Below are 23,782 nucleotides of genomic sequence, written 5' to 3' on the forward strand. Positions count from 1 at the left end.
TTACGCAACAATGGAGTTGTGAAATTCCCCGGAGAGGCCGCAGAGCGAGTAGCGCGCAGTCTGCTGGACCAAGGTCCGGGCACCCCCACGCAATTGGCGAAGCGACTGACGTTGACCTCCGCCGCCGTGCGCAAGTCGCTCGCTGCGCTCACGGCCGATGGGCTCGTAAGTGGAGCTGACCGCGCACCCTATGGACCCGCGCCGGCCCGACGCCGTGGTCGCCCGAGTCAGGTGTTCAGCCTTACCGCCAAGGGACACGCTGCATTGAGCCAGGAATACGACGATCTTGCCATTGAAGCGCTGCGATTTGTTGCGCAAGAACAGGGTCGAGCCGGCGTCGCTCGTTTTGCTCGTGCGCGCGCGGACAAGTTGATGGTTGACATCCAACCTTGCGGGCAGGCTCCGGTGGCTGCTCTTGATCAACTCGCGAAGATCTTGACTGATGCTGGCTACGCCGCGTCGATCGAGCACACCAGTGACGGCGGCCCGTCGGTGCAGCTGTGTCAGCACCACTGTCCGGTCGTCGATGCGGCTGCCGAATTTCCCGAGCTTTGCCAAGCAGAAACCCAGGCCTTGAGCGATGCCCTTGGCTTGCACGTCACCCGGCTGGCCACCTTGGCCAAGGGCGATGGCGTGTGCACAACAGTGATTCCACTCGTCCAGCGAAAGGCACTCGCATGAGTACAGAACAAGCAGCGACCATCGACGAGTTGGGGCGCTATGACTTCGGCTGGCACGACCCGGACTCTGCAGGCACCAATGCCCGTCGCGGGCTGAGTGAAGAAGTCGTTCGCGATATCAGTGCCAAGAAGAATGAACCGGAGTGGATGCTGGAGATGCGACTGAAGGGTCTGCGCCTGTTCGATCGCAAGCCCATGCCAACCTGGGGCTCGGACCTCAGCGGCATCGACTTCCAGAACATCAAGTACTTCGTGCGCTCCACTGAGAAGCAGGCCACCAGCTGGGAAGACCTGCCCGATGACATCAAGAACACCTATGACCGCCTTGGCATCCCCGAAGCAGAGAAGCAGCGACTCGTTGCTGGCGTAGCTGCGCAGTACGAGTCAGAGGTGGTGTACCACAAGATTCGCGAGGATCTTGAGGAGCAGGGTGTGCTGTTCCTGGACACCGACACAGCTCTGCGCGAGCAGCCCGAGATGTTCAGGGAGTACTTCGGCACTGTCATTCCTGTAGGTGACAACAAGTTTGCTGCACTGAATACGGCTGTCTGGTCTGGAGGATCCTTCATCTACGTACCCAAGGGCGTGCACGTTGAAATCCCTCTGCAGGCCTACTTCCGTATCAACACCGAGAACATGGGTCAGTTCGAGCGGACGCTGATGATCATTGATGAGGGTGCCTACGTGCACTATGTCGAAGGTTGCACCGCTCCGATCTACTCCTCAGACTCCTTGCACTCTGCCGTTGTGGAAATCATCGTGAAGAAGGGTGCTCGCTGCCGTTATACGACGATTCAGAATTGGTCCAACAACGTCTACAACCTGGTGACCAAGCGTGCCGTGGCGCATGAGGGTGCGACCATGGAATGGGTCGATGGCAACCTTGGCTCCAAAGTCACCATGAAATACCCAGCTGTGTGGCTCATGGGCGAGCGTGCTCATGGCGAGACTCTTTCGATTGCGTTTGCGGGCGCCGGCCAGCATCAGGACGCTGGCTCCAAGATGGTGCACGCTGCGCCGAACACGACTTCCACCATCGTCTCCAAATCCGTCGCGCGCGGGGGCGGTCGCACTTCATACCGCGGGCTCGTGCAGATCAACGAGGGCTGTCATGGTTCGCGTGCCACGGTGAAGTGCGACGCATTGCTCGTTGACGACGAATCGCGTTCGGACACCTACCCCTACATCGATGTTCGTGAAGACGATGTGTCGATGGGCCACGAAGCGACCGTGTCAAAGATCAGCGACACCCAGTTGTTCTATTTGATGTCTCGCGGAATGACCGAGGACGAGGCCATGGCCATGATCGTCCGCGGCTTCATCGAGCCGATCGCCCGCGAACTGCCGATGGAGTATGCCTTGGAGCTCAACCGACTGATCGAAATGCAGATGGAGGGCGCGGTCGGATGAGCACGGTCACCACTCCACCCCTGGATCTGTCTCCTCGGGTGCACTCCTTCAATGCCCTCGATTTCGACGCGCCCACAGGGCGCGAAGAAGAATGGCGCTTTTCACCGGTCGAGGGCTTGCGCAAATTCTTCGTGCTTGACGAACAGGCAGGCAGCGTCATTGGCACGGCCGTCGGATCTGGTTCACAGTTGCTGACAGTGATCCCTCACGCTGAAATCCCCACCCGATCCATTCCCTCGGACCTGCCTTCGGCGGTTGCGCGCGCTGGTGTGCGCCAGGGCAATCTCATCGCGATTCCGGCAGAAGCGCAGTTGGTCGAGCCGATCGTCGTTGATCTGGTCTCAACCACCCCACAGTCCTACCAGCATGTGGAGATCGTTGCCGGGGCCTTCAGCACTGCAACGGTCGTGCTTCGCCAGCAGCTGTCTGGCGATGTCAACGGCACGATCTCAGCGACAGTGGGCGATGGAGCCCAACTCACGGTGATCACTGTGCTCGAAGGTGAACTCACGCCCGCATATGCGATGCACATGCCGGTGTTTGTCGGCCGCGATGCAGCATATGTCGGCGCGCTGGCTGCACTTGCTGGTGGCGCAGTGCGCATCAACGCAACCGTGGAGTACCTGTCCACTGGTGGAAAGGCTGAACTCCTTGGTGCCTTCCTCGCCGAGACCGGGCAGCACATAGAGCAGCGAGTGTTCGTCGAGCACGTGCAGCCGCATTGCATCAGCGATGTTCTGTACAAGGGCGCATTGATGAGCCCTGGTGCGCGTAGCGCATGGATCGGTGACGTACTTGTGCGCAAGACAGCCCTTGGCACTGACACCCATCAGGTCAACCGCAACTTGCTGCTGTCTGAGGGTGCGCGTGCCGACTCAGTGCCAAATCTCGAACTGGAGACTGGCGAGATTGTTCGCGCCGGTCACGCCAGTGCTACGGGTCGATTCGATGACGAGCAGTTGTTCTACTTGCAGTCACGCGGACTGCCGCTTGACGTGGCGCGTCAGCTCGTAGTGCGGGGCTTTTTCGCAGAAGTGCTCAGCCGCATGGGTAACGCTGCATGGAGCGACATTCTTCTTGCGCAGATTTCCGAGCGACTGGGCATCACGGTTTCGGATGACAACGATGAGTGAATTCGTCCGGGTAGCAGATCTCGCAGACATTCCCGAGGGATCTGCGCTCAAGGTGCTCGTGGGTAACAAGGCAGTAGCGGTGGTGAATACCAGAGAAGGCGTATTCGCAGTCTCCGATATCTGCTCGCACGCAGATGTCTCATTGGCTGAGGGTGAGGTTGACGGCTGCACTCTTGAATGCTGGCTGCACGGTTCGCAATTCGATCTGCGCACCGGCCTGCCGCTCAGCCCGCCAGCCATCGCTCGCGTTGACACCTACCAAGTCCGGCTCGTAGATGACGGTGCCAGCACCCAAGTCGAAGTCGCCACTGAACCAGAACCCTGGAACCCTGAAGAAAGGCCCTCAGCATGAGCTCACTCGTGATCAGCAATCTCCACGCACAGGTGGAGACCGATCTTGGACCCAAGGACATCCTTCGCGGAGTGGATCTGACCGTTGACTCCGGCCGCACTCACGCCGTCATGGGTCCCAACGGCTCAGGCAAGTCCACCTTGGCTTATGTCATAGCCGGTCATCCGCGCTACATCGTCACCCAGGGCTCGATCACTCTGGACGGTGAGGACGTGCTGTCGATGACGGTAGACCAACGCGCTCGCGCAGGCTTGTTTCTGGCGATGCAGTATCCAGTCGAGGTTCCTGGCGTCTCGGTTGCCAACTTCCTGCGCACTTCTGTGACTGCGGTACGAGGCGAGGCTCCCAAGCTGCGCACCTGGATCAAGGAATTGAAGGATGCCATGGCCGCCATCTCGATGGATTCCTCCTTCGCCGAACGCAATCTGAATGAAGGCTTCTCAGGTGGCGAAAAGAAGCGACTGGAAATCCTTCAGCTGAGCATGCTTCGTCCAAAGATCGCCATCTTGGATGAGACGGACTCCGGACTCGATGTCGATGCTCTGCGCGTTGTCTCCGAAGGTGTCAATCGCTTCCGCGAAGAGACCGGCGCTGGCACTTTGCTCATCACGCACTACACCCGCATTCTGCGCTATATCGCAGCCGACGTCGTGCACGTCTTCGCAGACGGACGCATCGTGGAAACCGGTGGACCTGAACTTGCAGACGTGCTTGAAGCCGATGGCTACGAGCGATTCACGTCCATCACAAGGAGTGCCTAAGCAAGTGTTCGATGTGCAGGCCGTCAAGGCTGACTTTCCAATCCTGGCAACCACAGTTCATGGTGGCCAGAGATTGGTGTACCTCGACAGTGGTGCTACCTCGCAGAAGCCGAGCTACGTGCTTGATGCTGAACGCTCGTACTACGAGCAGTCCAACGCCGCGGTGCATCGCGGAGCTCACGCTCTTGCCGAGGCTGCGACTGAGGCCTTTGAACAGGCGCGCGCAACGATCGCCGGATTCGTGGGCGCTCAGGCGCACGACCTCATCTTCACCAAGAACGCGACCGAGGGATTGAACCTCGCGGCCTACGCATTCTCCAATGCCACAGCCATTGCTCAATGGGACAGTGCAGCGACCGATCCGCGTTTCGTCTTGAAGCCCGGCGACTCAATTGTCGTCACCGAGATGGAGCATCACTCCAACCTGGTGCCATGGCAGGAGGTCTGTCGCAAGACAGGCGCCACCCTCAGGTGGATCCCATTGACCGACGACGGTCGACTGGATCTCAGCCACCTTGATTCGATCATCGACGAGACCACGCGCGTGGTTAGCGTTGTGCACCAATCCAACATTCTGGGCACCATCAATCCGGTTCGACTCATCATGGATCGCGCGCATGCAGTGGGGGCCATTGGCGTGGTCGACGCCTGCCAGTCCATTCCGCACATGCCGGTCAACGTCAATGAAGTCGGCGCTGACCTCATCGCGTGGAGTGGCCACAAGATGCTCGGACCAACGGGTATCGGTTGCCTCTGGGGCACCGCCGATGTGCTGACATCGATGCCGCCGTTCCTGTCGGGTGGATCAATGATCGAACTGGTCCAGATGGAATCTGCGACTTTCGCGGCACCACCGCAGCGCTTCGAAGCCGGTACGCCCGTCGTAGCTCAGGCGGTGGCACTCGGGGCGGCTGTGCAGTACCTGGACAAGCTCGGCATGGTCAATGTTGCCGCGCACGAACTCGACCTGACTGCCTACGCACTTGAGGGCTTGAACAAGCTCGATGGCGTGCGCGTCATTGGTCCAAACAGCACTATCGATCGCGGCAGTGCTATTTCCTTCGTAGTCGATGGGCTGCATCCGCACGATGTGGGACAGGTTCTGGACAGCAGGGGAGTGGCAGTGCGCGTTGGACACCATTGCGCATGGCCCACCTGCCGTCGATTCGGCGTACCGTCGACCACTCGCATGTCCCCATACATCTACAACGATGAGGCAGACATCGATGCTGCGTTGCTCGGCATCGTGGCTGCCCAGGAATTCTTCGGAGTGAAGTGATGGAATTGGACTCGCTGTATCAAGAAATCATTCTTGATCACTACAAGCATCCGCGAGGTCGGGGACTGCTTGAACAGCCCCTTGGAAGCGCTCATCACATCAATCCCACCTGCGGTGACGAGATCACTGTGCAGGTCTCACGCAATGCCGAAGGCGGACTTGAGATTGGCTATGAAGGTCAAGGCTGTTCGATTTCGCAGGCAAGTGCGAGCGTTCTCACCGAACTGCTGACTGGCCATTCGGTTGCCGATAGCCAGAAGGCTCGCGAGGCCTTCATGGCCTTGATGCATGCTCAAGGCCAAAGTGAACCTGATGAAGAGGTTCTGGGGGACGCTGTGGCATTTGCCGGAGTTGCGAAGTTTCCCGCGAGGGTGAAGTGTGCGCTGTTGGCCTGGATGGCCCTTCAAGACGCGGAAATCAAAGCTGGTTTGCTGAGCAAGGGAGATGGTTCATGAATGTTGCCACTGAGGACGATGTCCTGGAGGCCATGCGTGACGTGGTGGATCCTGAGTTGGGCATCAACGTTGTTGATCTCGGCCTTATCTACGGCGTGAGCGTGGACGATTCCAATATTGCAACTGTGGACATGACTCTGACTTCGGCTGCCTGCCCGCTCACCGATGTCATTGAGGATCAGACCCGAGCTGCATTGACTCCAGTCGTGGCTGATTTCCGCATCAATTGGGTCTGGATGCCACCGTGGGGACCCGACAAGATCACCGACGACGGGCGCGACATGCTGCGCTCACTCGGATTTAACGTGTGAACGAATGATTGTTGCTACTGACATTGAATTGCGCGCAGGCGCTCAGCTTCTCCTAGGTCCCGCTAGTTTCCGCATCGGTCGTGGTGACCGAGTAGGTCTCGTTGGTCGTAATGGTGCTGGAAAGACCACACTGACTCGTGCACTGGCTGGTGAGACTCTGCCTTCGCAGGGCTCGGTGAATGCCACCGGCAGCGTGGGCTATCTGCCGCAGGATCCACGATCCGGTGATCCTCTTGAACTTGCTCGTGATCGAATCTTGAGCGCTCGAGGTTTGCAGGACGTCATGCGTCGAATGCAGGAGACCTCCATGCAGATGGACACCACCGATCCCGATGAACGTGACCGCATAGTTGCCCGATATGCCCGCGCCGAAGCAGAGTTTGAAGCGCTCGGCGGCTATGCGGTGGAATCTCAGGCCGCCACCATCGCTGCCTCTGTGGGACTCGACGATCGCGTTCTGGGCCAGCCGCTGGGTACCTTGTCCGGTGGGCAGCGAAGACGAGTTGAGTTGGCGCGCATCTTGTTCAGCGGCGCCGAAGTGCTCCTGCTCGACGAACCGACCAACCACCTCGACGCGGACTCCATTCGCTGGCTGCGCAAATTCTTGCTCAATTATGACGGCGGATTCATTGTCATCAGCCATGACACTGACTTGCTTGCAGACACGGTGAACAAGGTCTGGCACCTGGATGCCAATCGTCGGGAGATCGACATCTACGCGATGGGCTGGGCTGCCTACCAGACTGCGCGGGAGACAGATGAGCGACGCCGCAAGCGCGAGCGACGCAATGCCGAGCAGCAGGCCGATGTCCTGCGCTTTCAGGCCAACAAGATGCGAGCCAAGGCATCCAAGGCCACTGCTGCCCAGAACATGCTGAAGCGTGCAGATGCCCTGATGGAAGGCCTGGATGACACTCGGATGGCTGACAAGGTCGCGAAGCTTCGCTTTCCCACACCTAAGCCCTGCGGCAAGGTGCCACTGACGGCAGAGGGCCTCTCGCGGTCATACGGATCCCTTGAGGTCTTCACCGATGTTGATCTGGCCATCGACCGCGGATCGCGCGTGGTCATCCTGGGTCTCAATGGCGCAGGAAAGACCACGCTTCTTCGCATCCTGGCTCAGGTCGACACTCCGAATACTGGCGAAGTGAAGCCAGGACACGGAGCGGTTGTCGGGTACTACGCCCAGGAGCACGAGACCCTGGATCCCACAGCCACTGTGCTGGAGATGATGAAACGCAATTCGCCGGATCTTGATGACACCAGGCAGCGCACGGTGCTCGGCTCCTTCCTCTTCAGCGGCGACGACGTCGACAAGCCCACAGCAGTGCTGTCAGGCGGGGAGAAAACCCGGCTGGCCTTGGCCTGCCTCGTCGTCTCTGGAGCCAATGTTCTGCTGCTAGATGAACCCACGAACAACCTTGATCCAGCAAGTCGGGAAGAAGTGCTGACTGCATTACGTTCATTCGAAGGGGCAGTCGTACTCGTCACCCACGATCCAGGTGCAGTGTTCGCACTTGATCCCGAGCGAGTGCTCTTGCTGCCTGATGGTGATGAGGACCACTGGAATGCCGACTACGCGGACCTCGTCGAACTGGCTTAGAGGATTGAGGCTCGATGAGTAACCACAGTGTGTGGATGACGATGCGATCGATGTCCAGTGATCGCGATGTGCTGAAACAGCAATTGCGGAAGGGCTTGCTGCGACGAATCCTTCGCTACGCAAGCCCATACCGCGGCACGGTCATCCTGCTGCTCGTCACGCTCGTCCTTGCCTCTTTGCTGACAGTCGCGCAACCCCTGCTGTTCCGTCGGATCATCGACGACGGCGTTACGGTGGGGGACTCAACAGTGGTCACCGTCACGGCCTGCATCATCGCCCTGTTGGCAATCCTTGATGCTGGGATTGGGCTCGTATCACGGTGGTTCTCGGCACGAATTGGTGAAGGTCTGATCTTTCACTTGCGCACTGAGGTCTTCGATCACGTGCAACGACAGTCGATTGCCTTCTTTACTCGTGCGCAGACTGGCGCGCTCATCTCCCGGCTGAACAGCGATGTCATCGGTGCACAGCAGGCTTTCACGTCAACCTTGAGTGGTGTCGTCGGCAATCTGATCGCCCTCACCATCGTTCTGGTGACGATGTTTCTGCTGTCCTGGCAGGTCACCATCTCGGCTTTGATCCTGGTTCCGATCTTTCTGCTCCCCGCCCGCTGGATGGGACGCAAGCTTCAGCAGTTGACCCGCGAACAAATGCGTTTGAACGCTGACATGGCCAACCAGATGTCTGAGCGCTTCAATGTGGCTGGCGCACTGCTCGTGAAGCTCTTCGGGCGACCTGATGAAGAGGCAGACAGCTTCTCGGGTAAGTCAGCTCGGGTTCGCGATATCGGCATCAAGATGGCAATGGCCAACCGCTGGTTCTTCTCAGCACTTTCGCTTACAGCCGCCTTGGCCACTGCCGTTGCCTATGGTCTGGGCGGCAACTTGGTCATCAGCGGGGTCCTGACACTTGGCACTCTGCTGGCGCTGGTGGGCTTGCTCGCCCAGCTCTATGGACCGCTGACCGCACTGTCAAATGTACGGGTGGACATCATGACGGCGCTGGTGTCATTTGAGCGGGTCTTTGAGGTGCTGGATCTGCGTCCCTCGGTGCAGGACCCTGCACACCCGACAGCATTGCCGGAAGGTCCACTTTCCCTGACCTTCGACGATGTCTCCTTCACCTATCCCACAGCCAGACAGGTCTCACTAGCCTCACTTGAATCTGTTGCGCGCAAGGAGGAGTTCTTTGAGAATGAACCGGTACTGACTGACGTCTCGTTCGTGGTTCCCGCCGGGTCACTCACTGCGGTCGTTGGTCCCTCTGGTGCAGGGAAGAGCACCCTGAGCTCTTTGATCACTCGGCTCTACGACGTCAGCTCTGGAACAATTCTTGTCGGCGGTGTGGATGTGCGTGACGTGCGCCAAGCCGACCTCCAGGCCGGACTTGGCGTAGTAACGCAAGATGCGCATCTGTTCCACGACACGATCGGCGCAAACCTTCGCTATGCCCTCCCGCATGCCACTGACGAGGAGCTATGGGCTGCCTGCGAGTCAGCGCAGATCTCGGATCTCATCGGTTCCTTACCCAATGGCTTCAACACGGTCGTTGGTGATCGCGGACATCGGCTATCCGGTGGCGAGAAGCAGCGCATTGCTTTGGCACGAGTGCTGCTCAAGAGCCCACGACTACTCATTTTGGACGAAGCCACGGCTCACCTGGATAGCGAGAGCGAAGCTGCAGTGCAACGAGCGCTGGATAGTGCCCTGGTGGGACGAACCTCTGTCGTGATTGCTCATCGACTTTCCACAATTCGAAATGCCGACCAGATACTTGTGGTTGCAGATGGCCGCATCGTGGAACGGGGCACTCACGAGGAACTGCTGTTGAGTGACGGCCTGTACTCGGATCTGTACCGAACACAGTTCACTGTGACGGCGTAACGGGTTCTTTCTGGCGTGCGTCGTCAAGTGCCTCACGACGAAGGAAGATGAACCATCCGACTATTGCCACGATGGCGAACAGCAGCCACTGGACGGCGTAGGAGATGTTCTGTCCTTCATCGATTTCAGGGGCGGGAAGCACAGTCAATGCAGTCTGGGCCGGCGAGACGAGTTGCAGGTAACCAGGCGCCGATTGTGCGATCGGCAGCACTTCAGGCGCCACCACGGGAATCATTCCGACCGGCAGGCCCTCAAGATCCGAAGGTGATGCGGATTCGAAGATGCGCCAGTCACCCACGATCGACTGCATGCCAAGGGGCGCGGGAGGAATTGGCGGCATTGCTGTCGCCACACCCTTGGCAGGGAACCAACCGCGATTGACCCAGATTGTCGAACCATTCTTGGCGCTGAAAGGTGTCATCACCCAAAAGCCGTTGGTGCCATTGAGTGGGCGTTTACGTACGACCACTTGGTTGGAGCTATCGAACTCCCCGGTCGCGGTGTAGCGACTCCATTCAGCGGCATCGCGCAACTGAGCATTGTTCGGCAGGGGACTGGGATTGGCGATTACTGCTGATTCGAGCGTGATGCGTTCCTGTTTCTTGACCTCAGCTCGGCTCCACTGCCAGCGACTGAGCAGCCCGAAAGCCGCGATGGCCACGATCACCAGTGCCGTGAAACTGATCCACCGACGAGTTCGAAGAAGTGCCAGCACAGTGCGCTAACGATGCTCGGCTGTCGGAGGTGCTTGCACTGCGCCGACAATCAGATTGGCACTGCTCGGTTCAATTTGTGGCAATGCAATCTGCCCAACTCCAAGTTCACCGATCTTGTCGCTCTCTCGGCCACCGTTTGCGATGACGACTGCCAGATACGGCAGTGCCACGGCCGCAGCGATGAGCACCCAGCGGGGCCAGCCGGGCACGAAAATGGCGGCGATCACGCACGCCGTGCGAATCCCCATGGATACCAGATAGCGACGAGTGCGACCTGTCTGCTCGTTGCTCAGGGCGCGTTGGGCTGCGGTGATGTTGAAGACGTCGCCAGTGACCGGATTGCCCCCAGGTGCCGGTTCTGTGCTCATAGGGAGAGCCTATGCCTGCCTCAAATGACCGGTGTACGGTCCGAGCATGAATCGCACTTATGGCATTACTGAGGTCGTTGGCACGTCCAATGAGGGAATTGACGAGGCGATCCGCAACGCGGTGAGCAGAACCTCCAAGACCGTTCGCCACATTGACTGGTTTGAGGTGTCACAGGTTCGTGGCTATGTGCGTGACGGCGAGGTTGATCATTTCCAGGTCTCTCTCAAGATTGGATACCGTCTTGAAGATGAAAGCGGCATCTGAAGCTCGGAGAGGACATTCATGTCTCGCGTGGCCCTAGTAACAGGCGGCAATAGAGGAATTGGGCTCAGCATTGCCCTGTCCTTGCGTACTGCGGGATACACAGTCGTGGTGGGTACCCGATCTGGGACCGCGCCAGATGGCCTCGAGGCAGTGAGAATGGATGTCTCCGATTCCGCCTCTATTGATGCAGGTTTTGACGCGATCGAGGCGAAGTTTGGTCCGGTAGAGATTCTTATCGCCAACGCAGGGATGACGCGCGACACATTGTTGATGAGGATGAGCGACGAGGACATCGACACAGTTCTGCAGACAAATCTGGGTGGTTCGATTCGCCTCGCTCGTCGGGCTCTGCGCAATATGTTGAAGGCTCGCTACGGCCGCATCATCTTCATGTCATCTGTAGTTGGCATCATCGGTTCGGCCGGACAAGTGAACTACTCGGCCGCCAAGTCTGGATTGATCGGTGCGGCCCGATCACTCGTACGCGAAGTCGGAGGCCGCGGGATCACCGTCAATGTGTTGACACCTGGATTCGTGAATACCGATATGACAGCGCAACTGCCCGAGGAGCGACGTGCCGAGATCGTCAGCATTGTGCCCCTCGGTCGTTATGCTGAACCGGAAGAAATCGCCACAGTCGTGGAATTCCTCGTAGGTGATGGTGCGGCGTACATCACCGGCGCAGTAATCCCTATCGATGGTGGACTCGGCATGGGCGACTAGCGCCCCAAGAGAGGAAAGTCGTGGGAATTCTGGAAGGCAAGAACCTGGTGATCACCGGAGTTCTCACAGACCAGTCGATCGCTTTTTCGGCGGCCAAGCTCGCTCAGGAGCAGGGCGCCACGGTGGTGTTGACGGGATTTGGCCGCAGTCTTTCCCTGACGAGGCGAGCAGCTGGACGTCTGCCCAACGAGGCGGCAGTTATCGAACTCGATGTGGTGAACCAGGAACACTTGGACGGGCTCGCGGAGAATCTGCGTGCACATGTGTCCTCCGTAGACGGAGTGCTGCACTCCATCGGATTCGCGCCCCAGGAGGCTTTGGGCGGCAATTTTCTGAATACGACTTGGGCTGATGTTGCAACGGCCATTGAAGTCTCAGCTTTCTCCTTCAAGTCTCTTGCGATGTCAGTCCTGCCGCTCATGGGTCCGGGAGGATCGGTTGTGGGCCTGGACTTCGACTCCTCACTCGCGTGGCCAAAGTATGACTGGATGGGCGTGGCCAAGGCCGCGCTTGAGAGCACCTGCCGTTACCTCGCCCGCGATCTTGGACCCCAGGGCATTCGCGTGAACCTGGTGGCTGCCGGGCCTATTCGCACCATGGCGGCCAAGGGAATTCCAGGTTTCGACAGCTTTGAGCAGGTGTGGGCAACCCGTTCGCCAATCGGCTGGGACCTTGATGATCCAGAGCCAGCCGGCAAGGCCTGCGTGGCGCTGATGTCTGACTGGTTCCCATCGACTACAGGCGAGATCCTGCACGTTGATGGGGGAGTGCACTCACAGGGCGCATAATGGCCAGGCGCGGACGCTTGGTTCTGATGCGTCATGCCAAATCGGCTTACCCGCTCGGCGTTGCTGACCACGATCGACCCCTCAGTGGTCGCGGCCTGCGTGACGCCAGCGCGGCACAGCTGTGGTTCTCCGATCATGGTGCTGAGATTCTGAGTCAGGATCCATGCGTGTTGGTGTCCACTGCGCTTCGAACCCAGCAAACGTGGCAGGCAATCCAATCCGGCCTGCCGACCGCAACCGTGCAGCACGAGCCAAGAATTTACGAGGCGGCGGTTTCGACCCTCATCGATGTCTGTGCCCCATCGGTGTCTGCTGGCAAGGACACTCTCCTGATCGGACACAATCCCGGAGTCGAGGGTCTTGCTGATTTTCTGGCGGATCCGACAACTCGGCCTGACGTGTGGGCACAACGCGAGAAATGTCCAACGGCAGCCATCGTCGTCCTGGAGATTCTCGATGATTCCTGGGCAGGCGCCTCAGCGATCATCAGCGACTTCATCGTTCCGCGGGGCTAGGCAACAGGAGGGGCTGGCGTGATGAAGCCGGCCCGCTCATCGGCGACTTCAATGTCTTCTCGGGTGATTCCCAGGAGGTACAGGACAGAATCCAAATAGGGCACATTGACCGCCGTGTCAGCAGCAGCACGGGCTGCGGCCTTGGCATTGAAGGCAACTCCCAAGCCTGCAGCCTCGAGCATGTCGATGTCATTGGCGCCGTCGCCGATTGCGATGGTGCGCCGCATCGGAATCCCGAATTCATCGGCAAACTCCTCAAGCGCCTGTCTCTTTCCGAGCCGATCGACAATCGGACCCGTCACCTGACCGGTGAGCACCCCGTCGCGAATCTCCAGAGAATTTGCGCGTACGCGATCCACCGCCAGTTCTGCAGCCAGTGGTGCGATGACTTCAATGAACCCGCCAGAGACCAAGCAGACGCGGTACCCCAAGGTATTCAAGGTGCGGCACAGCGTTCTTGCCCCAGGTGTCAGCACGATCCTTGCTTGCACTGCGGCAATTGCTGTTACCGGCAGTCCTTGCAGGAGCGCGACTCGTTCGCGAAGGGACTCGGCGAAATCCAGCTCACCGGCCATCGCCCGCTCAGTAATGGCCGCCACTTCCTGGAGTACGCCAGCCTCTTGCGCGAGCAGGTCGATCACCTCGTTTTGAATGACCGTCGAATCGACATCCATCACCACAAGATGCTGGCCGCGTCTGTCCAGTCCGGCGTCCTGCACTGCGATATCGGCGCCAGTCTTGTTGGCTGCCACAGTGAGGGCTCGGCGGGTATCTGCCGAAGAGGCTCCTGATACCTCGAACAGCAAAGCGGTGACGGGGTAGCTGGCAATACGACGAATGCGATCGATGTTGCCGCCTTGGGCTGCCAGAGCAGAGGTGACGTCGGCGATTGCCTGCGGCTGCAATGGAGCCCCAAGCAAGGTGACATGAATGCGCTGGCGCTTGGTCGGCCGCAGTTCGATCATCTGTGGCTCGATTGCCAGTTCCAGCCCGAGTGCTGCTGCCAGATCTGTGACGGTGTGCATTGTCTTGCTCACGGTCAGGGTGGGCACTTCAAGAAGCACGGCCAACACCAATCGATCCCGCACGACCAATTGCTCGATATCGCGAATCACCACCCTTGAGTCAAGGCTGGCGAAGAGTTGATTCGTGACTCCCGGGCGATCGCGACCCGACAGGGTGATCAGCATGGTCTGAGTGGTCATGACAATCCAACGCTAGTCGTTGCGGTCCTGGGAGACGTTGTCCGGCTAAGGTCGGTGCGTGCCCGCAGTGTTGAGTTGTGCGGATGTCGTCGTCCGCAGGGGCCGCAAGCTTTTGGTCAATCAGGTCAATTGGCGTATTGAATCCGGCGAGCGGTGGGTGATTCTGGGACCCAACGGGGCTGGCAAGACAACATTGATGCTGGTCGCCTCGGGACGGATGTTTCCCACTTCGGGCGAAGTTGAGATTCTCGGCGAGCGCCTGGGAAATGTCGACATGGCCGAGTTGCGCCCCTTGATCGGTTGGGCCAGCAGCGCAATGATCGGCGATATCCCGCCCGGCGAGCGAGTCGCAGACGTCGTACTGACAGGCGCATATGCAGTGTCAGGCCGTTGGCGGGAGCGCTATGAAGGCCAGGACCTCATGCGCACTGCTCAGTTGCTGTTCGCCTGGGGAATTGACCAGTTGGCCAATCGAACCTTTGCCACGCTTTCTGAAGGAGAGCGCAAGCGAACGTTGATTGCGCGGGCGCTGATGTCCAATCCAGAGCTCCTGATGCTTGATGAACCGGGTGCGGGCTTGGATTTGGGTGGGCGAGAGGACCTTGTCTCGCGCATGGCGACCCTGGCTGCTGACCCAATGGCCCCGACGCAGATCCTGGTGACCCACCATGTTGAGGAGATCCCGCCAGGCTTCACGCATGCGCTGCTGTTGAAGGACGGAGCAGTAGTGACGTCGGGACCGATAGTTGACGTGATCACGGGAGACTGGCTGAGCTACACCTTTGGCTTGCCAGTGCGGGTAACGCACTCCGATGGGCGATTCTCAGCGGTTCGCCATGGCTAGTACGCGCATTTGGACCATCCCCAATGCCTTGAGCTTTCTGCGCCTGCTTGGCGTGCCACTGTTTCTCTGGCTCGTTCTCGTTCCAGAAGCTGATGCCTGGGCAGTGCTGGTGCTCATTGTTGCTGGCGTCACCGACTGGCTTGATGGTGCTCTCGCGCGGGCGCTGAATCAGGGAAGCAAGCTGGGGGAGTACCTCGATCCGGCTGCAGATCGCCTGTACATCGCCGCAACAATCGTCGGCCTGGCCATTCGAGGCATCATCCCATGGTGGCTGGTGGCGGTACTCGTAGCGCGCGAACTCGTGCTGCTGTGCATCCTGCCGATGCTTCGCCGCGCTGGTCTGGTCGCGCTTCCGGTGACCGTTATCGGCAAGGCCGCGACCTTCTGTTTGCTTTGGGGATTCCCGGCGCTTCTCCTGAGTACCTATGACACCTGGTGGGGCGCGGTGGCATCGGCTGCTGGTTGGGCGTTTGCTCTGTGGGGGACAGCCTTGTACTGGTGGGCGGGCTTGGACTACGTACGCCAAGCTCGAGCGCTCTCTGCTGCAAATGCCAATTGAAGGCATGGCATAGTTTCGGCACAGGCGCTTGGAAGGATGACAGTGATGCACGAGGAACTTCAATACACGGCAGAGCACGAGTGGGTCCGTCTTGACGGTGATCTGGCCGAAGTAGGCATCACTGACTACGCACAGGAAGCACTCGGCGACATCGTGTACGTCAGCCTCCCCAATGTGGGCGATGTGGTGGACGCTGGGCAGCCTTGTGGCGAAGTTGAGTCGACGAAGAGCGTCAGCGACATCTATGCGCCGCTCTCTGGGACCGTGGTGGAAATCAATGAGGCGCTTGACGGTGCACCGCAGTCCATCAATGAGGCCCCATATGCCACGGGTTGGCTGTTCAAGGTTCGCATCAGCGATCCAATTCAGGCCGCTGGGCTCCTGAGCTCCGCGCAATACGAGGAGCAGACGCGCGCCTAGGCATGCGGCTTCAACCTGCACGGTAGATTGAGGCCATGCGTCAATGCCCCTCTTGCGGCAAGTTGGTACCTGAAGGTGCGCATTTCTGCCCGGAATGCGGCACCAATCTGGAATCCAATCTGGATTACACCGGTGCCATCACCAATGTCATTCCACTTTCAGGCTCCGGCACATCTGGGTCCATTGCTGCAGTGGGCGCCGAAAAGCAACCGGGCCTTGGCCCAGGTGCTGCGATGCTCGTCGTGCACCGCGGCCCGGGCGAAGGCACTGAATTCCCTCTCGACGTGAACAAGGATCTTGTGACTATCGGACGGGCTCCTGAGGCAGATCTGTTCTTTGACGACGTCACGGTGAGTCGCCGACATGCAGAGATACGTCGGGGAGCCGAAGGTTGGAGCATCCGCGATGTCGGCAGTCTCAATGGCACGTATGTGAATCGCAAACGCGTTGATGATCGACGCCTTTCCGGTGGTGATGAGCTGCAGATTGGTCGCTTCCGCTTTGTGTTCCTCGTGGGAGTCGAACCAGGCACATGAGTGAGGCGCAGCGTCCGATCATGGGCACTATCAGCATTGGCGAAGTGCTGACCTTGCTCAAGCGCGAGTTTCCCGATGTGTCGATCAGCAAGATCCGATTCCTGGAAACCGAAGGCCTGGTTACACCGGAGAGAACTGCCTCGGGCTATCGGCGCTTCTCCGAGCGCGATATCGAGCAGCTGCGTGCGGTGCTCACCCTGCAACGCGATCAGTACCTGCCTTTGAAGGTCATTCGCGAGCATCTGGATTCAGAGACCGAGGATGCGCCCATTGCAGTGGCGGGCTCAGGACTGCGACCCGATGATTTCCGATCTGGTGCTGGCCGAGTCCGGCTGACAAGAGTTGAACTTGCCGAACAGGTCGGACTCACAGACGCGGTGATCGCCCAATTGGAATCAGTTGGGCTGGTGGTCTGCACGGCTGGCGGTCATTACGACGAAGATGCTCTGGCTATCGCTTCGGTGGTCGCCCGGCTGTCCGAATTCGGCGTCGAGCCCCGCCACCTGCGCGGATTCCGCGTGACAGCCGACCGCGACAGCGGCTTGCTCGATCAGATTGCCACCCCATTCACCCGCCCTCGTGATCAGGAAGCACGCTCACGCGCCCAGGAAACCATCCGAGAGCTGGCGGCCCTGTTCGTTCAGTTGCATGCAGCATTGCTACGCGCCGAGTTGGTCCGCGGCGGGAAGGTCTAGCACTACTCTGGATCTGTGCACGCAGTTGAGTTCATCGGCGTCCGGATGGAGATGCCATCGAATACTCCGATCGTGCTGCTCAAGGAAACCGAAGGCACCCGGGTTATTCCCATTTGGATTGGTGCCGTTGAGGCAACTGCCATCGCATATGCACAGCAAGGCGTTGTTCCGCCTCGACCACTGACTCACGACCTCATGAAGGACATCCTGCTGGCCGTGGGTGCAGAACTGCGTGAGGTCCAGATCTCGGCATTGACTGATGGAGTGTTCTACGCCTCCCTGCTGTTCGCCAATGGCGTGCAGGTGAGCGCACGACCTTCCGATGCGGTGGCACTGGCTCTGCGCTTGCAGGTTCCGATCACTGCCGCGGAGGAGGTGCTCGAAGAAGCAGGGGTCGAAATGCCTGAAGATGACGAGCCCGAGGACGAGGTCGAGCAGTTCCGGGCCTTCCTGGACCAGATCTCACCCGAGGATTTTCAGGAGTGAACCCTCACGTGATGGTTCAGACTTCGCCCAGTCGGACACCCGTGTGTCGCATTGACCATGATGGGGCCTTGTTCATAGCGTCAGCACTGCCCACTTCCCCAGTGGTGCGTCCGGGCTGTGCAGGAGGCAATACGTGAACGTTGAGAGTCCTAAGACAGATGGTCAAGGCTCCTTGTTTGACGATGCCGATCTGCGCCCGCTGCCTGCTGACATCGGCTACCGCGGACCCATCGCCTGCTCTGCTGCCGGCATCACCTACCGCCAGCTCGACTACTGGGCACGCACTGAACTCGTGCAGCCATCGGTTCGTGGAGCAGCAGGTTCAGGAACTCAGCGTCTGTACAGTTTTCGCGACATCCTGGTGCTGCGCATCGTCAAGCGATTGATTGACACCGGCGTCTCGCTTCCGAATATCCGCGCAGCAGTTGACCACCTGGCTTTGCGCTCCCATGAGGATCTGGCTCGCATGACGCTGATGAGTGACGGCGCCACCATCTATGAGTGCCGAAGTGCTGACGAGGTCGTGGATCTGGTGCGCGGCGGCCAAGGAGTCTTCGGGATCGCTGTCGGCAGCGTCTGGCGTGAGGTCGAAGGCACTCTTGCCGCGCTGCCCGGAGAACGCCCCGACGGTGAAGCCGTCAATCCACCCAGTGCCAGTGATGAGCTTGCCGCCCGTCGCGCGCGCCGGGTCGCCGGCTGAACTGCTCAGCTATAGGCTGTGCTTGCTGATTGACCCCACGCGGGAGAGTCTGGCGTTCATTTCGGTGAACGGCAGCGCCGAAGGAGCAAATCTCCCCGACAACCTCTCAGGCAAACGGACCGCATGGGGAAGGCACCTCTGGAAGGCGGGCTTGCGCCCCACCGACGGTGAAACTGATGCGCGAGCATCGGGAAACTCTCAGGTCGCGATCCAATCGCGGGCAACAGAGGGGGAGAAGGCACAACCGTGCCCTCGACCCGGGGAGAGTCATGTCCGAACGCGAATTCAGCTTTGTCGATCGCCACATTGGTCCAGATGAGCCTGCTGTCGAGCACATGCTTGCCACCCTTGGCTACGCCAACCTCGATGCGTTCACCTCTGCTGTAGTCCCCGAAGTCATCGCCTGGACTGATGCGCTCGAACTACCAGCGGCCGTGGATGAGTTCGCGGTGCTGGCAGAACTGCGCGCGATTGCAGCGCGCAACTCAGTGAAGACCAGCATGATCGGACTGGGCTATTCCGATACCCATACGCCAGCAGTGATCAGGCGCAATGTCCTTGAGAATCCCGCTTGGTACACGGCCTATACGCCATACCAGCCTGAGATCAGTCAAGGTCGGCTCGAGGCACTCCTGAACTTCCAGACGATGATCGAGGATCTCACGGCTCTGCCAGTCGCTGGATCCTCGCTCTTGGACGAACCCACTGCAGCTGCCGAGGCGATGGCGCTCAGTGTTCGTCAGGGACCCAAAGGAGTGCAGCGCTTTCTCGTGGATGCGGACACGCATCCGCAGACTCTTGCGGTGCTCAACACGCGTGCAGAGCCTATGGATATCGAGTTGATCCAAGCCGATCTCAGTCAGGAGTGGCCAAGCGGACCGTGGTCGGGCGTGCTGATCAGCTACCCCGGATCGTCCGGAATCGTCCCCGACTTAGGCGCACTGATTGCCAGGGCTCATGATGCCGGAGCGCTTGCAGTTGTTGCTGCCGATCTGCTGGCGTTGTGTGTGTTCACACCTCCAGGTGAGCTGGGAGCCGACATTGTGATCGGCTCTGCACAGCGTTTTGGCGTGCCGATGGGCTTCGGTGGACCGCACGCCGGCTATATGTCGGTTCGCGCAGGCCTTGAGCGCTCGCTGCCTGGTCGACTCGTCGGCGTGAGTCTTGATGCTGATGGCAACCCTGCATATCGACTGGCGTTGCAAACTCGTGAGCAGCACATTCGCCGAGAGAAGGCCACAAGCAATATCTGCACTGCACAGGTGCTGTTGGCGATCATCTCGGCGATGTATGCCAGCTACCACGGCCCAAGCGGGCTCACGGCCATTGCGCAACGTGTGCATCGAAGCGCCTTGGTGCTGCGCACCGGCTTGCAGCGTTTGGGGGCCACGACTTCGGAGGCGCCGATTTTCGACACAGTGCAGTGGCAGGTGCCCGGCAAGGCGGATGAGATCTGTGCAGCAATCGCAGACAATGGAGTCAACATTCGCGTCGTGGATGCGGACACCTTGTCGGCGTCAACCGACGAACTGACACAGGCTGAGCATGTGCAGATCATTTGGGATGCAACCGCTCAGGCTCTTGGTCTGAACAGCACTGCAGATCTGACCACTCTTGAGAATGAAGTCGTGAGTTTTGCTACGCGCACCTCATCCTTCCTGCAGCATCCGGTCTTCAATACACATCACAGCGAGACGTCGATGATGCGCTACCTGCGCAAACTTGCCGATCGCGACATCGCCCTCGATCGAGCCATGATCCCGCTGGGTTCATGCACGATGAAGCTGAACGCGGCAACGGAGATGGAGTCCATCACCTGGCCAGAATTTGCCGGATTGCATCCCTTTGCTCCGACCGGCGATGCAGCGGGATCCATTGACTTGATTCAATCCCTAGAACGGTACCTCGCAGAGATCACTGGTTACGACTACGTCAGCGTGCAGCCCAACGCCGGGTCTCAAGGCGAGTTCGCAGGACTGCTCGCCATCCGTGCCTATCACCACTCAAATGGTGAGCACGCCCGAAATGTCTGCCTGATTCCCAGCAGCGCTCACGGCACCAATGCCGCAAGTGCAGTGATGGTCGGCATGCGCGTGGTCGTCGTGAAGTGCGATGAGTACGGAAATGTCGATCTCGATGATCTCAACTTGCGGATAGCCGAACATGGCCCCCAACTCAGCGCCTTGATGATCACCTATCCATCCACACATGGCGTGTTCGAGACTGCAGTAGCCGACATCTGCGCGCTGGTGCACGACGCGGGTGGCCAGGTCTACGTCGATGGCGCAAATCTCAATGCCCTGGTCGGGCTAGCCAAGCCCGGGCGATTTGGGGCTGACGTATCGCATCTGAACCTCCACAAGACTTTCTGCATTCCGCATGGAGGCGGTGGTCCAGGTGTTGGACCTGTTGCAGTGCGTGAGCACTTGGCGCCATTCCTGCCCTCGCATCCCTTGCGACCAGAAGCCGGACCCTTGGGTCGAGGCCATCGCGATGGTGGAGTAGGTCCGGTCAGCGGCGCGCCTTGGGGGAGTGCAGGCATTCTGCCAATTCCTTGGGCCTATATCCGAATGATGGGTGCCGAGGGTTTGAAGCGCGCAACTCAAGTGGCCATATTGTCGGCGAACTACATCGCCAGGCGACTCAACGATCACTATCCCGTCCTGTATACAGGCAGCACCGGACTTGTGGCGCACGAATGCATTCTGGACGTCCGCCCGATCACTTCGGCGACTGGTGTCACGGTGGACGACATCGCCAAACGACTGATGGATTACGGCTTTCACTCGCCGACAATGTCTTTCCCGGTGGCAGGAACTCTGATGATTGAACCCACGGAGTCCGAAGATCTGCTCGAAATTGATCGCTTCATTGACGCGATGATCTCCATCAAGACGGAAGTCGATGAAGTTGCGGCCGGAATCTGGCCACTTGAGGACAGTCCTTTGCGCAATGCCCCGCATACAGCCGATTGCGTCATCGGGGATTGGGACCACAGTTACCCGGCCAGGCTTGGCGCCTTTCCCGCTGGAATTGCCCAGGCTGATAAATACTGGCCGCCTGTCCGGCGTATCGATGGCGCATATGGCGATCGCAATCTCGTGTGCAGCTGCCCAAGCCCCGCTGAACTCGCAACGTGAGCGAAGCATTCTCTTTGACCTTGTGCGTGCAGTTGTGGCCACAGCCCGGGCAAGAGGCAGCCTTGATTCAATTTGAGGACCAGGTGTTGGCACTGATACCGCGACATGGCGGAACGGTGCTGCAACGCGTGCGACGTGTAGACGATGGCGAGGAGGCCTTCGAGACACATGTCATCACCTTTCCCGATCAATCGGCATTCGAGTCATACATGCATGATCCTGAACGCCTCGCCTTGCTTGCTGTGCGCGAAATTGCTATCGCCAGAACTGTCAGCACGCCTGTAGTGCTGGTGAGGTAGATAGTTCCATTCATTTGTCACTGTCATCCCGATAGATTGTCGACACAGACGATCTTGGGGGAGCAGCAATGACCAACACGGGTGTTCGACGAACCTCCTTCTTTGCAGGTGTTGCAGCGTTTGCGTTGCTGACATTGAGCGGTTGCATCAACGTGACATACACGATCAACGTCAACCCAGATGCGTCGTTGTCGGGCACGGTGCAACTCGCAGTAACGAAGCAGGCCGCCTCAATTCTGGGTATCACTGACGCCGACGACTTGAACGAGAAGTTGAAGTCGGGCCAATTGAGCGAAGAGATGCCCACCAAGGCTGTGGACAATTGCACAGCAAGCGAGGACGCGACGAATCTGATCTTGAATTGCAAGCTTGAGAACGCACAAGCATCGGACTTGAACGAAGCCTGGACGATGACTGTCAATGGCGACACCGCTACCTTCCGTGCTGTTCTCGGCGACAGTTCGAGTGCAGAGGCCGCGGGACTTCCCGGATTCTCAACCGGTGAATACGACCTCACACTCACCTACCCAGGTCCCATATCGTCAGTCACAGGAGATCGCGCGGTGAAGACAGGGCCGAACACCGTCACGGTGAAAGGCACCTTGGACGAGGCCCTGGACCTCACGGTTGTCGGCTCCTTGAACAGCGGCAGTTCGTCGATGCTGTGGATCTATGTCTTGCTGGGCGCGCTGGCAGTGGGCGCTATTGCATTGCTGGTGTTCGTCCTGCGGGCTGGGTCTGGCGGTCCGAAGGCTGACGCGCAGCCAGCGATCGACAGCGAAAGCCAGGTTCCAGCGATTGAGGCAACGCCTGAGACACCAGAAGGCAAAGAGTCCGGCGACCAGCAATGAGCACTCTGGCCGACAGAACCATCGAGGCGCTCCGGGCCAATCGCGATGACCTCGCCGACCAGGTACTGCAGTTCTCTGCCGCCGATCTGGATCGCACCTCGGGATCCAGCCAATGGGATGTTGCGCAGGTCCTCAGTCATCTGGGCAGCGGAGCTGAGATCGGTCTTGAGGGATTGCGGCGGGCACTCACCGGGCAGGTGAGCCCGCCACAGGACTTCAACCAGATCGTGTGGGATCGATGGAATGCCATGTCGCAGCAGGAGAAGTCCGATGGATTCCTGGAGTCAACCGAACTGCTGCTGTCGACTTACGAGGCCATCGATGCCCAAACGCGCATTGATCTGCGCTTCAATCTCGGCTTTCTCCCGGCGCCAGTAGACCTGGCAGTAGTGACCGGCATGCGACTGAACGAAGCGCTGTTGCATGCCTGGGATGTTCGCGTGGCATTTGATCCTCAGGCCAGCATCCCCGGAGCCCTTGCGGCAGTACTGCTCGAGCAGTTCTCCGGGCCGGTCAGCTTCTTCATGGGATTCCTGGGACGCACGGCCGGGTTGCATGGCGAGCGATTCACCCTGCAGGTCAACACCACAGACCCAAGTGGGAGCCTGGGGCTTTCTTTCGCAGAGTCCGTCAGCATCACTGAAGCTCCTGCCTTCCCTGACGCAGTGCTGTCCATTCCGACCGAGGCACTCATGCGGCTGTGGAGTGGTCGGTTGTCGGCAGCTCACACGCCGGAAGGAGTTGAGCTCATCGGTACGAGTCTGACCCTGGACGATCTGCGCGGAGTCTTTCCTGGTCTGTGATG

The 23,782-nt window shown here is 59.2% G+C and carries 27 protein-coding genes, 1 pseudogene and 1 riboswitch; of the genes and pseudogenes, 25 read left to right on the forward strand and 3 right to left on the reverse strand.

The window, feature by feature from the left end; all coding sequences use genetic code 11:
• Nucleotides 1–18: 18 nt before the first annotated feature.
• From Q8M73_08820 to Q8M73_08865, 10 genes are read left to right on the forward strand one after another with little or no spacing between them, the layout of a single operon-like run.
• Nucleotides 19–681, forward strand: a complete 663-nt coding sequence (locus Q8M73_08820) for a transcriptional regulator (protein MDP2288649.1) — start codon at nt 19–21, stop codon at nt 679–681.
• Nucleotides 678–2,090 (forward strand): Fe-S cluster assembly protein SufB, encoded by a 1,413-nt coding sequence (gene sufB, locus Q8M73_08825; protein ID MDP2288650.1) that lies wholly within the window; start codon nt 678–680, stop codon nt 2,088–2,090. Before Q8M73_08820 ends, sufB begins: the two co-directional genes overlap by 4 nt.
• Nucleotides 2,087–3,223 carry a SufD family Fe-S cluster assembly protein gene (locus Q8M73_08830; protein ID MDP2288651.1) on the forward strand — a complete coding sequence of 379 codons (1,137 nt, stop codon included), beginning with the start codon at nt 2,087–2,089 and terminating at the stop codon, nt 3,221–3,223. The genes sufB and Q8M73_08830 overlap by 4 nt, the downstream gene beginning before the upstream one ends.
• A complete protein-coding gene (locus Q8M73_08835; GenBank protein MDP2288652.1) occupies nt 3,216–3,575 on the forward strand; it encodes a non-heme iron oxygenase ferredoxin subunit in 360 nt (119 codons plus the stop codon). Before Q8M73_08830 ends, Q8M73_08835 begins: the two co-directional genes overlap by 8 nt.
• Nucleotides 3,572–4,336 carry a Fe-S cluster assembly ATPase SufC gene (sufC, locus tag Q8M73_08840; GenBank protein MDP2288653.1) on the forward strand — a complete coding sequence of 255 codons (765 nt, stop codon included), beginning with the start codon at nt 3,572–3,574 and terminating at the stop codon, nt 4,334–4,336. Before Q8M73_08835 ends, sufC begins: the two co-directional genes overlap by 4 nt.
• On the forward strand, nt 4,296–5,615 hold the full coding sequence (locus Q8M73_08845; GenBank protein ID MDP2288654.1) for a cysteine desulfurase: 1,320 nt from the start codon (nt 4,296–4,298) through the stop codon (nt 5,613–5,615). The genes sufC and Q8M73_08845 overlap by 41 nt, the downstream gene beginning before the upstream one ends.
• Nucleotides 5,615–6,070: an SUF system NifU family Fe-S cluster assembly protein gene (locus Q8M73_08850; GenBank protein ID MDP2288655.1), complete on the forward strand. Its 456-nt coding sequence runs from the start codon at nt 5,615–5,617 to the stop codon at nt 6,068–6,070. The genes Q8M73_08845 and Q8M73_08850 overlap by 1 nt, the downstream gene beginning before the upstream one ends.
• The gene (locus tag Q8M73_08855; GenBank protein MDP2288656.1) at nt 6,067–6,381 is read left to right on the forward strand and encodes a metal-sulfur cluster assembly factor; all 315 of its coding nucleotides are present in this window, start codon (nt 6,067–6,069) and stop codon (nt 6,379–6,381) included. The genes Q8M73_08850 and Q8M73_08855 overlap by 4 nt, the downstream gene beginning before the upstream one ends.
• 4 nt (nt 6,382–6,385) lie before the next feature.
• A complete protein-coding gene (locus tag Q8M73_08860) occupies nt 6,386–7,984 on the forward strand; it encodes an ABC-F family ATP-binding cassette domain-containing protein (protein ID MDP2288657.1) in 1,599 nt (532 codons plus the stop codon).
• A gap of 35 nt (nt 7,985–8,019) precedes the next feature.
• Nucleotides 8,020–9,867: an ABC transporter ATP-binding protein gene (locus Q8M73_08865; GenBank protein ID MDP2288658.1), complete on the forward strand. Its 1,848-nt coding sequence runs from the start codon at nt 8,020–8,022 to the stop codon at nt 9,865–9,867.
• On the opposite strand, the gene Q8M73_08870 is transcribed toward Q8M73_08865, so the two are convergent.
• A complete protein-coding gene (locus Q8M73_08870; protein ID MDP2288659.1) occupies nt 9,851–10,582 on the reverse strand; it encodes an SURF1 family protein in 732 nt (243 codons plus the stop codon). The two genes, Q8M73_08865 and Q8M73_08870, sit on opposite strands and share 17 nt — an antisense overlap.
• A gap of 6 nt (nt 10,583–10,588) precedes the next feature.
• Complete coding sequence (locus Q8M73_08875; GenBank protein MDP2288660.1) at nt 10,589–10,951, reverse strand: DUF3099 domain-containing protein; 363 nt, start codon at nt 10,949–10,951, stop codon at nt 10,589–10,591.
• A gap of 46 nt (nt 10,952–10,997) precedes the next feature.
• Between Q8M73_08875 and Q8M73_08880 the strand changes: the two genes are divergently transcribed.
• Genes Q8M73_08880 through Q8M73_08895 form a run of 4 tightly spaced genes read left to right on the forward strand, consistent with a single transcriptional unit; the run spans nt 10,998 to nt 13,242 of the window.
• Nucleotides 10,998–11,216 carry a dodecin family protein gene (locus Q8M73_08880; protein ID MDP2288661.1) on the forward strand — a complete coding sequence of 73 codons (219 nt, stop codon included), beginning with the start codon at nt 10,998–11,000 and terminating at the stop codon, nt 11,214–11,216.
• 18 nt (nt 11,217–11,234) lie between these two features.
• Nucleotides 11,235–11,939 carry a 3-oxoacyl-ACP reductase FabG gene (gene fabG / locus Q8M73_08885; GenBank protein MDP2288662.1) on the forward strand — a complete coding sequence of 235 codons (705 nt, stop codon included), beginning with the start codon at nt 11,235–11,237 and terminating at the stop codon, nt 11,937–11,939.
• Between the two features lie 20 nt (nt 11,940–11,959).
• Nucleotides 11,960–12,727, forward strand: coding sequence for an enoyl-ACP reductase FabI (gene fabI / locus Q8M73_08890; GenBank protein ID MDP2288663.1), 768 nt, complete (start codon nt 11,960–11,962; stop codon nt 12,725–12,727).
• Between the two features lie 26 nt (nt 12,728–12,753).
• The gene (locus Q8M73_08895; protein ID MDP2288664.1) at nt 12,754–13,242 is read left to right on the forward strand and encodes a histidine phosphatase family protein; all 489 of its coding nucleotides are present in this window, start codon (nt 12,754–12,756) and stop codon (nt 13,240–13,242) included.
• Here the strand turns inward: Q8M73_08895 and serB are convergent.
• Entirely contained in the window at nt 13,239–14,447 is a 1,209-nt protein-coding gene (gene serB / locus Q8M73_08900; GenBank protein ID MDP2288665.1) for a phosphoserine phosphatase SerB, read from the reverse strand. The genes Q8M73_08895 and serB overlap by 4 nt on opposite strands.
• Nucleotides 14,448–14,505: 58 nt before the next feature.
• Between serB and Q8M73_08905 the strand changes: the two genes are divergently transcribed.
• The 11 genes and pseudogenes from Q8M73_08905 (at nt 14,506) to Q8M73_08955 (ending at nt 23,780) form a co-directional block, all read left to right on the forward strand.
• Nucleotides 14,506–15,291, forward strand: coding sequence for an ABC transporter ATP-binding protein (locus tag Q8M73_08905; protein MDP2288666.1), 786 nt, complete (start codon nt 14,506–14,508; stop codon nt 15,289–15,291).
• Nucleotides 15,284–15,808: pseudogene (locus tag Q8M73_08910) on the forward strand (CDP-alcohol phosphatidyltransferase family protein). Before Q8M73_08905 ends, Q8M73_08910 begins: the two are co-directional and overlap by 8 nt.
• Nucleotides 15,809–15,895: 87 nt before the next feature.
• The gene (gene gcvH / locus Q8M73_08915) at nt 15,896–16,270 is read left to right on the forward strand and encodes a glycine cleavage system protein GcvH (GenBank protein MDP2288667.1); all 375 of its coding nucleotides are present in this window, start codon (nt 15,896–15,898) and stop codon (nt 16,268–16,270) included.
• 35 nt (nt 16,271–16,305) lie between these two features.
• Entirely contained in the window at nt 16,306–16,806 is a 501-nt protein-coding gene (locus tag Q8M73_08920; GenBank protein MDP2288668.1) for an FHA domain-containing protein, read from the forward strand.
• Nucleotides 16,803–17,501, forward strand: a complete 699-nt coding sequence (locus Q8M73_08925; protein MDP2288669.1) for a MerR family transcriptional regulator — start codon at nt 16,803–16,805, stop codon at nt 17,499–17,501. Before Q8M73_08920 ends, Q8M73_08925 begins: the two co-directional genes overlap by 4 nt.
• 15 nt (nt 17,502–17,516) lie before the next feature.
• Nucleotides 17,517–17,987 carry a bifunctional nuclease family protein gene (locus Q8M73_08930; protein ID MDP2288670.1) on the forward strand — a complete coding sequence of 157 codons (471 nt, stop codon included), beginning with the start codon at nt 17,517–17,519 and terminating at the stop codon, nt 17,985–17,987.
• Between the two features lie 133 nt (nt 17,988–18,120).
• Nucleotides 18,121–18,687: a MerR family transcriptional regulator gene (locus Q8M73_08935; protein ID MDP2288671.1), complete on the forward strand. Its 567-nt coding sequence runs from the start codon at nt 18,121–18,123 to the stop codon at nt 18,685–18,687.
• Nucleotides 18,688–18,717: 30 nt separating this feature from the next.
• Nucleotides 18,718–18,819, forward strand: a riboswitch (glycine riboswitch).
• A 137-nt stretch (nt 18,820–18,956) separates the two neighbouring features.
• A complete protein-coding gene (gcvP, locus tag Q8M73_08940) occupies nt 18,957–21,827 on the forward strand; it encodes an aminomethyl-transferring glycine dehydrogenase (GenBank protein MDP2288672.1) in 2,871 nt (956 codons plus the stop codon).
• The gene (locus tag Q8M73_08945) at nt 21,824–22,126 is read left to right on the forward strand and encodes a hypothetical protein (protein MDP2288673.1); all 303 of its coding nucleotides are present in this window, start codon (nt 21,824–21,826) and stop codon (nt 22,124–22,126) included. Before gcvP ends, Q8M73_08945 begins: the two co-directional genes overlap by 4 nt.
• Nucleotides 22,127–22,194: 68 nt before the next feature.
• The gene (locus tag Q8M73_08950) at nt 22,195–22,977 is read left to right on the forward strand and encodes a hypothetical protein (protein MDP2288674.1); all 783 of its coding nucleotides are present in this window, start codon (nt 22,195–22,197) and stop codon (nt 22,975–22,977) included.
• A complete protein-coding gene (locus Q8M73_08955; protein MDP2288675.1) occupies nt 22,974–23,780 on the forward strand; it encodes a maleylpyruvate isomerase family mycothiol-dependent enzyme in 807 nt (268 codons plus the stop codon). Before Q8M73_08950 ends, Q8M73_08955 begins: the two co-directional genes overlap by 4 nt.
• Nucleotides 23,781–23,782 lie beyond the last annotated feature (2 nt).

This window comes from Actinomycetota bacterium, assembly GCA_030684515.1.
Lineage (GTDB): Bacteria > Actinomycetota > Actinomycetes > S36-B12 > S36-B12 > UBA11398.

Excerpts from the sequence above, each read along its gene's own strand:
- Q8M73_08895 (MDP2288664.1), top strand. The coding sequence starts at position 12,754 with ATGCGTCATGCCAAATCGGCTTACCCGCTCGGCGTTGCTGACCACGAT.
- Q8M73_08920 (MDP2288668.1), top strand. The coding sequence starts at position 16,306 with ATGCGTCAATGCCCCTCTTGCGGCAAGTTGGTACCTGAAGGTGCGCAT.
- Q8M73_08875 (MDP2288660.1), bottom strand. The coding sequence starts at position 10,951 with ATGAGCACAGAACCGGCACCTGGGGGCAATCCGGTCACTGGCGACGTC.
- Q8M73_08835 (MDP2288652.1), top strand. The coding sequence starts at position 3,216 with ATGAGTGAATTCGTCCGGGTAGCAGATCTCGCAGACATTCCCGAGGGA.
- Q8M73_08955 (MDP2288675.1), top strand. The coding sequence starts at position 22,974 with ATGAGCACTCTGGCCGACAGAACCATCGAGGCGCTCCGGGCCAATCGC.
- Q8M73_08845 (MDP2288654.1), top strand. The coding sequence starts at position 4,296 with ATGGCTACGAGCGATTCACGTCCATCACAAGGAGTGCCTAAGCAAGTG.
- Q8M73_08880 (MDP2288661.1), top strand. The coding sequence starts at position 10,998 with ATGAATCGCACTTATGGCATTACTGAGGTCGTTGGCACGTCCAATGAG.
- gcvP (MDP2288672.1), top strand. The coding sequence starts at position 18,957 with ATGTCCGAACGCGAATTCAGCTTTGTCGATCGCCACATTGGTCCAGAT.
- Q8M73_08950 (MDP2288674.1), top strand. The coding sequence starts at position 22,195 with ATGACCAACACGGGTGTTCGACGAACCTCCTTCTTTGCAGGTGTTGCA.
- Q8M73_08855 (MDP2288656.1), top strand. The coding sequence starts at position 6,067 with ATGAATGTTGCCACTGAGGACGATGTCCTGGAGGCCATGCGTGACGTG.
- Q8M73_08830 (MDP2288651.1), top strand. The coding sequence starts at position 2,087 with ATGAGCACGGTCACCACTCCACCCCTGGATCTGTCTCCTCGGGTGCAC.
- sufC (MDP2288653.1), top strand. The coding sequence starts at position 3,572 with ATGAGCTCACTCGTGATCAGCAATCTCCACGCACAGGTGGAGACCGAT.
- gcvH (MDP2288667.1), top strand. The coding sequence starts at position 15,896 with ATGCACGAGGAACTTCAATACACGGCAGAGCACGAGTGGGTCCGTCTT.
- Q8M73_08850 (MDP2288655.1), top strand. The coding sequence starts at position 5,615 with ATGGAATTGGACTCGCTGTATCAAGAAATCATTCTTGATCACTACAAG.
- sufB (MDP2288650.1), top strand. The coding sequence starts at position 678 with ATGAGTACAGAACAAGCAGCGACCATCGACGAGTTGGGGCGCTATGAC.
- Q8M73_08925 (MDP2288669.1), top strand. The coding sequence starts at position 16,803 with ATGAGTGAGGCGCAGCGTCCGATCATGGGCACTATCAGCATTGGCGAA.
- Q8M73_08860 (MDP2288657.1), top strand. The coding sequence starts at position 6,386 with ATGATTGTTGCTACTGACATTGAATTGCGCGCAGGCGCTCAGCTTCTC.
- Q8M73_08865 (MDP2288658.1), top strand. The coding sequence starts at position 8,020 with ATGACGATGCGATCGATGTCCAGTGATCGCGATGTGCTGAAACAGCAA.
- fabG (MDP2288662.1), top strand. The coding sequence starts at position 11,235 with ATGTCTCGCGTGGCCCTAGTAACAGGCGGCAATAGAGGAATTGGGCTC.
- serB (MDP2288665.1), bottom strand. The coding sequence starts at position 14,447 with ATGACCACTCAGACCATGCTGATCACCCTGTCGGGTCGCGATCGCCCG.